The organism is Streptomyces sp. NPDC058964, from assembly GCF_042741275.1.
Lineage (GTDB): Bacteria > Actinomycetota > Actinomycetes > Streptomycetales > Streptomycetaceae > Streptomyces.
The window spans coordinates 6,937-13,886 of sequence record NZ_JBHYKH010000226.1 but is presented as its reverse complement, the minus strand read 5'-3'; the positions used below and the strand labels follow the sequence as shown (position 1 = coordinate 13,886).

Below are 6,950 nucleotides of genomic sequence, written 5' to 3'. Positions count from 1 at the left end.
GAGAACCTCACGCGCCCCGCCGACATGACAGGGTTCGTGGTGCTCCCCAGACGCTGGGTGGCAGAGCGCACGTTCGCGTGGTTGATGAACTCCCGTCGTCTGGCCCGTGATTACGAGACTCTGCCCGCTTCCAGCGAGGCGATGATCCGGTGGTCGATGGTCACGAGGATGGGCCGGCGTCTGGCGCGGCCACGGGCCGCTGGCCGGCGCTGAACATCCCCGACGTCTCCTGCAGGAGCCACCCGCGCTCTGCCAGGCGCCTGGCCTTCGAGCGCACCCCCTCGGCCTTCGCCGGTGTCGTCCCCAGGCCCAGCCCCACCGCGATCTCCTTGGCCTTCGCCGGTCCCTTGCCCGCCGACCGCCGCTCCTCCAGCATGCTCAGAATCCGCTGGTAGTCCGCTGTCAGCACCGTAACCGGCAGCCCGTCCCGCCAGGGCCTCGGCGACGGACACGGCCAGGGCTTGACCAGTTCCTCCCGCGCGATCACTCGTCGGTCCAACTCAATCTCCGCGGCCTCCAACACCTCAGCCAATCGCGAGGCTTCCTCCCGCAGACCCTCCACCCGCACGCCGGCAGCGGCCTCCCGCTCCTCCAGCATCCCCAGCACCGACGCCACCGCGCACCCCTCGATCATGAAGCGGACACAAGACGCCGCATGCCTCCCTCACCCCGAGCGAAACCATGCCTGACCAGCGGAAATCAATAGATCACGTTCGGTTGAGATACGGCTTCCAAACGCCACTCAGAGGTCGTTCTCTTTCCGAACCTCGTGTGTGGTTTCTGCTGGTCAGGCATGAGTGCCCAGTTGTCGCGGGAGTCTCGGTCCGTTGCTGACCGAGATGGTGTGGGGGTGGCAGATGCCATCGATGCGGGCGGTGCTGGAAGCGCGGCAGAAGGCCGCGGCGGTGCGGGTGGAGGAACTCGAAGCCGAGCTGGAGGGGGTGCGGGCGGCTGTGGCGGACGCCGAAGAGGTGCTCAGGCGCCGGGTGATCGGCTTGGAGCAGTATCTGGAGGCGCTGGCCGAGGAGGATGCGCCCGCCGTAGTGGACGGCGGGGTGTCGCAGAGGAAGCCGGTGGGGTCGCTCCGGGCGGTGCCTCACCGCCAGGACGCGGCCGGGGAACCGCGGTGCTGTCGGTGGGCTACCAGGCGTTGATGGCCGCCGTCCTGGAGGCGGGAGTCGATGGGCTGGGTGCCCGGCGGGCAGCGGTGGTGCTGGGCTGGGACAGCGTCTTGGCCTCCCGTGTCGAGGGAGCGAGGGCCCGGCTGAAACGACTGGTGGAGCGGGGCTGGCTGGTGGAGGAGAAGCCGGGCAGGTTCATGCCCGCCCGTGCCGGAGCAGGACGCTGGTGCTGGGCGGCCAGGCGGCGGCTCATGAGCATGGTCATCGACCACAGGATGACGGTCTCGCTGGTGTCGGTGCGGCGTTCGTAGTCACGGACCAGACGCCGGCTGCGCAGGAGCCAGGCGAAGGATCTCTCCACGACCCAGCGGCGGGGCAGGACCTCAAAGCCGCTGGCATGATCGCTGCGGCGGACGATGTCGAGGACGACTCCGAGGCGCTGGGTGATCCAGTCGGTAAGGTGGCCGGTACAACCGCCGTCGGCCCAGATGCACCCCAGCCGCCGGAAGTGACTCTTTGCTGCGGGCAGCAGGGTGCGGGCCGCGTCCCGGTCGGTCGTGGAGGCCGGCGTGACCAGCACGGCCAGCAGGAGCCCGAGGGTGTCAGTGAGCAGGTGGCGCTTGCGCCCGTTGATCTTCTTCCCGGCGTCGTATCCCCGTGAAACGAGCGTGACCGTGGCGTCCGCCTTCACCGACTGTGAGTCCACGACCACCGCGCTTGGCTCCGGGCTGCGGCCCTCAGACAGGCGGACGGCCTCGCGCAGCCGGTCGTGCAGCTCGGCCACCAGCCCCGCATCTCGCCAGCAGGCGAAGAAGGCATACACGCGGGGCCAGGGCGGGAAGTCCGACGGCATCGCCCACCACTTGATGCCGTTGTCGACAAGGTAGCGCACCGCGTCGATCATCCAATGCCACGAAGTTAAGGCCCTGTTGGCGGTGTCAAGCGTGGCGGGAGACAGAAGCGGCCTCTGCTATCCAGGGGATCGACCAAGATCTTCCTGAGAAAGCAGAGGCCCGGTGGCCAAGTCTGTCATGGGCGGAACCGATGACGTGTTCGCGCCTCGTCATATTGGTGAGTTAACGCAGGTCATCCCACACGAGTTGGTGGATGCGGTACTGGATGAGAGCGGGGCTCGCGAGCGACGAGTTCGGAGCCTCCCCTCTCGCGTCGGGGTGTACTTCGTGCTCGCACTTGGGCTGTTCGAGCATCTGGGCACCGGACTGGTGTGGGGCAAACTCGGGGCCGGACTGGCCGCCAGGGTGCCGCAGCCCTCGGAGAAGGCACTTCGCGATCTGCGTCGGCGGGTCGGGGTGGCCCCGCTCAAGCGGCTGTTCGACGTGCTGGCCGGCCCGCTGGCCCAGCCGTCCACGCCCGGAGTGCGCTACCGACGCTGGCGCACGGTGGCCTTCGACGGTTGCGGGAGCCTGTCCGTCCCCGACCACGAGCGCAACCGGTCCTGGCTCGGCCGAACCGAACGCCGCTACGGCCCGACCGGCTACCCCCGGCTGATGCTCATGACGCTGTGCGAAACAGGCACCCGCGCCCTGATCGCAGCGGTCTTCGGCCCCGCCTCCAAGGGCGAGACGGACTACGCCCACGACCTGGTCGGCCACCTGACCCCGGACATGCTCCTCCTGGCGGACCGCGCCTTCGACAGCAACGACCTGCTCGCAGACATCGCAGCTCAAGGGGCTCAGTTCCTGATACGCGCTACCAGCACCCGACGACCGCCGGTGCTGGCGCTGCTGCCCGACGGCTCCTACCTGACCCGGATCGGGGGCCTCCCGTTGCGGGTGATCGAGGCCGAGATCCACTCCCGCACCGCCGACGGCGGCGACTTCGGCGGGACCTACCGCCTGCTGACCACGCTCAGCGACCACCGCACCGATCCGGCCGACCACCTGGTGCGTCTTTACCACGAGCGTTGGGAGATCGAGATCACCTACCTGGCGCTCCGTCACACCCTGCTCAAAGGGCGAGTTCTCCGTTCGAAGGACCCAGTGGGCCTCAAGCAGGAGATGTGGGCACTGCTCACCCTCTACCAGGCCCTGCGCTCGGTCATGGTGACCGCGGTGGAGACACTGCCCGGCTGCGATCCCGACCGGGCCGGCTTCACCGTCGCTCTGGAACCGCCCGTGACACGGTGGTCAGCCTGGCCGGAACGACCGCGCCCTCAGGGCCGAGCAGCCGTTCCGACCTGGTGGGGCACATCGGCGCCCGCGTTCTGCACGCGCTGCTCCCCGGGCGCCGGATGCGACTGTCCGCCCGCATCGTCAAGTGCGGACCCTCCGCTACAACATCTGGAACCGCGACGGCCGTCCACGCGACAGCACCCCGATCACCGCCATCGAGATCACCGTGCACCCACCAGCCCTGCCCAGCACGCAGGACCCGAGCCGGGCCCTCTCCGGCCGTTGGGGCCAGGTCTGCCAGCTCTTGGCCGCGAACTCCAACCAGGCCATGCACACCCGGGACATCGCACGGCATCTCGGGCTCCCCACCTCGGGGCGCCCCCTCAGCAGTCTCACCGCGCAACTCTGCTACTGGGCCCGCAACGGCCGGCTCATCCGCACCGCGCCAAGCACCTACAAGATCACTCTCCCTGATGCCTTGACACCGCCAACAGGGCCTTAACTTCGTGGCATTGGTCGATCATCTGCCGGTGACAGTAACCCTCCGGACGGCCGCCCCGGCCCGCCAGCCACCCCGGCACCGGCAGTAGATCCCGCACCGACGCCCACTCGGCATCGCTCATGTCCGAGCCGTACCGAGGCCGGCGCTCCGGCCGGCCACCCGCGTTCCCGAACCTATGGGCGAGACAGTCACACCCACGAATGGCCGGACTGGACCCGGCAACCGCGACCACGCGACACTTCGACACCAGGGCCTCTTGCTTCTCGCTGGACTCGACAACCGCGAGCTACCAAGAGGCCCTTCTTTCATGCACCCGCACCGGACGACTCACCCGAACCAGGCCCTTGTTCGAACCCCTCCGACCACACGGACGGATAGAGAACGGTCAGTGACCGAGCCCAAGATCGAAGCGGACTTCGTCTTCCTCGACGAGGCTCAGGACACCAACCCAGTTCTCGAACATGTCTTCAACGCCCAGCGCGACCATGCCCGGCAGCGCATCGCCGAAGACTACCTCCGCTGACAACGCACACCCGCCGACCAGCGAAGCTGCACAGCACCCCAGTAGCCAGCCCTGGCAGTAGCTTGCCGGGAATCCGCAACAAATCACTGCGAAACTTCACAGAGCGGTACCGTGATCTGTGCATCGAGGTGACACCACCTCACCGTACAGCGATGCCACACAGCGAAGACTCCAGTGACACCGAGGCACAGATGCGCACCAGGAACCGGTCTAGAGAAGCAGACGTGCTGACTGGCAGTCACTGCATAGTGAATGGCGTGCGCTTGAGCTTGTGAGACTGCGTGCGCTCAGCGAACCTGCGCGCCTCAGCAGTCGACCGAAGTGGCGCCAGGAACGGCTGTGGTCCGAGCTGGCAGCCTACGGCCGTCAACGCCCCCCGAAACCACGCAGTTGCGGTACTTCCTTGTGGCGGTGGCTCCCCAACCACGCACGATTCTCCACCATTCGGCAAGGTGAGAGCGCTGGGGAAAATGGCTCGCGCCAAAAGTTCACGATCAAGGCTTCCCCAGCCCCTCAGCTCATGACCGACACCGCGGCCGCGCCCGCATGAGGAGGGGGATCCCCCATGGACTCGACCACGGCCTTCATCATTTCGATCGTCATCGCGAAGGTCTTCACACTGCTCGGCCTCTGGCTCCGTCTGAGCTGGCGGGCGCGCCGTGAACAGGAACGGCACCGGTATCTTCGCGGGGTCACCGACACGGTGATTCCAGGCGGCCAGGTGGAGCTGGACGCCCAGGACGGCGAGGGTCACCGGCTGCACGTGAAGATCACCCGCACTCCGGTTCACGGGGAGGACCAGGCAGCGTGAGCAACCACGACCCGGCCGACGGCACCGACCGGACGGCACCCGCACCCGCACCCCCCGGCCCGCCCGGCCAACGCCGTCGCGCCCAGCTACAGGCAGACGACGAGTTCTCCGCCTTCTACCGCGCGAACATCCACCCCTTGGTGGGCTTCCTGGTCAACCACAGTGCCAGCGTGCACGTCGCCGCAGACATCGCCCAGGAGAGCATGACCGACGCCTATCGGAATTGGGACGGCATCGACCACCCCAAGGCCTGGGTGCACACAGCGGCCTCCCGCGCTCTCGTCCGCAAGATTGCTTCCCTCGAAGACCTCGTAGAGGACGTACCCGAACCCACGTCGCTGGTGCCCCGGCCGGATGCCATCGCGGAATGGGAGATCCAGCACGACGCACTACCCCTGCTGCACAGCCTCCCACACCGACAGCGCCAGGTCATGGCCTGGACCCTGGCCGGCTTCACCCCCACCGACATCGCCGAGCACCTCGCCCTGAGCGCCGAGACCGTACGGGCCAACCTGAAAAAGGCCCGCCGCTCCGCAGCCGCCTACCTCAAGGCACGGGAGGAGGAGCAGTGACCGACCACCCCGCACACGACCCCCACGACGAGGCCGTCAACTCCTGGCTCGTTCACCACCAGCACACCCTGCACGACCACCTCGATGTCGAAGCAGGCTTGCGGGAAATCCTCCTGCACTCCCGCCACGACACCGCCGTGGACAATCTCGACTCCGTCCTCGACACCGAAGCAGGCCTCGCCGCCATCCTCCCCACCCCACCTGCCAGCACGCCCGACACCCACGACACAGCTCACGACCATGCCAGCACGGAGAATCTCCTCACCACAGCCAGCCCCGCCGAGCGCATGAACCTGCGCAACCACCCCGACGTCACAACGGCCAGTCACGCCCTCAACCGCGACATTGACCGCGCCCGCGATCTCGCCCGAGATCTGGCCCGCGACCTCGCCCGCGGACGGGACCGCGCCCCCGGGCACGCCCGTAACCGCACCCGTGACCTGGCCCTCTCCCTCTCCCTTGACCTTGCCCGTGGCCTCGACCGCGCCCTCTCCCTCGACCTCGACCAGGACCTCGCTCGCGACCTCGACCACGACCACGACCGCAACCGCGCCCGCGACCTCGCCCGCAGCCTCACCCGTGACCTTGACCGCGCGCTCGACCGGACCAGCGCCCGCGATCGCGCGCTCGACCGCGCGCTCGACCAATCCCATGGCCTGGTCCGCACCCTCAGCCGCGCGCTCGACCTATCCCGTGACCTCGCCCTCGACAACGACCTCGGCCTCGCACTCGACTATGCCCGCGCCCTCGATCTCAACCGTGCCCTCAACCTTGACCACGACCTCGACCTCAACCTCGGATACGACCTCGACCTCGACCACGCCCTCAATCTCATCGTCGAAATCCGCACCAACGAGGTCTGCCGAGTCATCGGCCTGGCGCTCCGCCGGGAGCCGCCCGCACTCGACAAGGACGCGCTTCACACACTCCTGGACGACTTCACTACCGCCGACCTGAGCGACGTTAACCTGACCGATATCGACCTCAGCAGGGTCCGCTGGTCGCAGCACGCCACACGGTGGCCGCCGGCCGTGGATGTCGAAGACCTCAAGACCCGCTCGGACGAGACCCCACCCGGCAGCGGGACCTGGATCGTCCGGTCCGGCACCGCAACCATCCGCGACCACGCCGACCGTTGACTGGTTCCCCACCTGACAGCGCCGCCGCACTGACGGCGGCACGGCGCGGAGGCCCCGGCCGACGCGCAACCAGCTGAGCGGGGGGCGGGCGGCCGCCCCCCCGCCCCACCCCCCCCCACCCCCCCCCGCGCGGACAGAGACCAGAGGCGC

The 6,950-nt window shown here is 68.3% G+C and carries 6 protein-coding genes and 3 pseudogenes; 7 read left to right on the top strand and 2 right to left on the bottom strand.

Going from position 1 to position 6,950, the window contains the following annotated elements; genetic code table 11:
• A partial coding sequence (locus tag ACFW2E_RS25580; protein WP_384469409.1) for a transposase occupies nucleotides 1–213 on the top strand: 213 nt, incomplete at its 5' end.
• Here the strand turns inward: ACFW2E_RS25580 and ACFW2E_RS25575 are convergent.
• Nucleotides 161–634, bottom strand: a complete 474-nt coding sequence (locus ACFW2E_RS25575) for a hypothetical protein (protein ID WP_384469408.1) — start codon at nucleotides 632–634, stop codon at nucleotides 161–163. The genes ACFW2E_RS25580 and ACFW2E_RS25575 overlap by 53 nt on opposite strands.
• Before the next feature lie 232 nt (nucleotides 635–866).
• On the opposite strand from ACFW2E_RS25575, the pseudogene ACFW2E_RS25570 reads away from it, so the two are divergent.
• A pseudogene (locus tag ACFW2E_RS25570) lies at nucleotides 867–1,376 on the top strand (hypothetical protein).
• Between the two features lie 19 nt (nucleotides 1,377–1,395).
• Here ACFW2E_RS25570 and ACFW2E_RS25565 read toward each other — a convergent pair.
• A pseudogene (locus ACFW2E_RS25565) lies at nucleotides 1,396–2,079 on the bottom strand (IS5 family transposase); the annotation flags it as partial.
• Nucleotides 2,080–2,152: 73 nt separating this feature from the next.
• Between ACFW2E_RS25565 and ACFW2E_RS25560 the strand changes: the two are divergent.
• The 5 genes and pseudogenes from ACFW2E_RS25560 (at nucleotide 2,153) to ACFW2E_RS25540 (ending at nucleotide 6,800) form a co-directional block, all read left to right on the top strand.
• A pseudogene (locus ACFW2E_RS25560) lies at nucleotides 2,153–3,755 on the top strand (IS4 family transposase).
• Nucleotides 3,756–4,143: 388 nt separating this feature from the next.
• Nucleotides 4,144–4,278, top strand: coding sequence for a hypothetical protein (locus ACFW2E_RS25555; protein WP_384469410.1), 135 nt, complete (start codon nucleotides 4,144–4,146; stop codon nucleotides 4,276–4,278).
• A 565-nt stretch (nucleotides 4,279–4,843) separates the two neighbouring features.
• Nucleotides 4,844–5,089 carry a hypothetical protein gene (locus ACFW2E_RS25550; protein ID WP_384469407.1) on the top strand — a complete coding sequence of 82 codons (246 nt, stop codon included), beginning with the start codon at nucleotides 4,844–4,846 and terminating at the stop codon, nucleotides 5,087–5,089.
• Nucleotides 5,086–5,661, top strand: a complete 576-nt coding sequence (locus ACFW2E_RS25545) for an RNA polymerase sigma factor (RefSeq protein ID WP_384469406.1) — start codon at nucleotides 5,086–5,088, stop codon at nucleotides 5,659–5,661. The genes ACFW2E_RS25550 and ACFW2E_RS25545 overlap by 4 nt, the downstream gene beginning before the upstream one ends.
• Nucleotides 5,658–6,800, top strand: a complete 1,143-nt coding sequence (locus ACFW2E_RS25540) for a hypothetical protein (RefSeq protein ID WP_384469405.1) — start codon at nucleotides 5,658–5,660, stop codon at nucleotides 6,798–6,800. The genes ACFW2E_RS25545 and ACFW2E_RS25540 overlap by 4 nt, the downstream gene beginning before the upstream one ends.
• The last annotated feature ends 150 nt before the right edge of the window (nucleotides 6,801–6,950 follow it).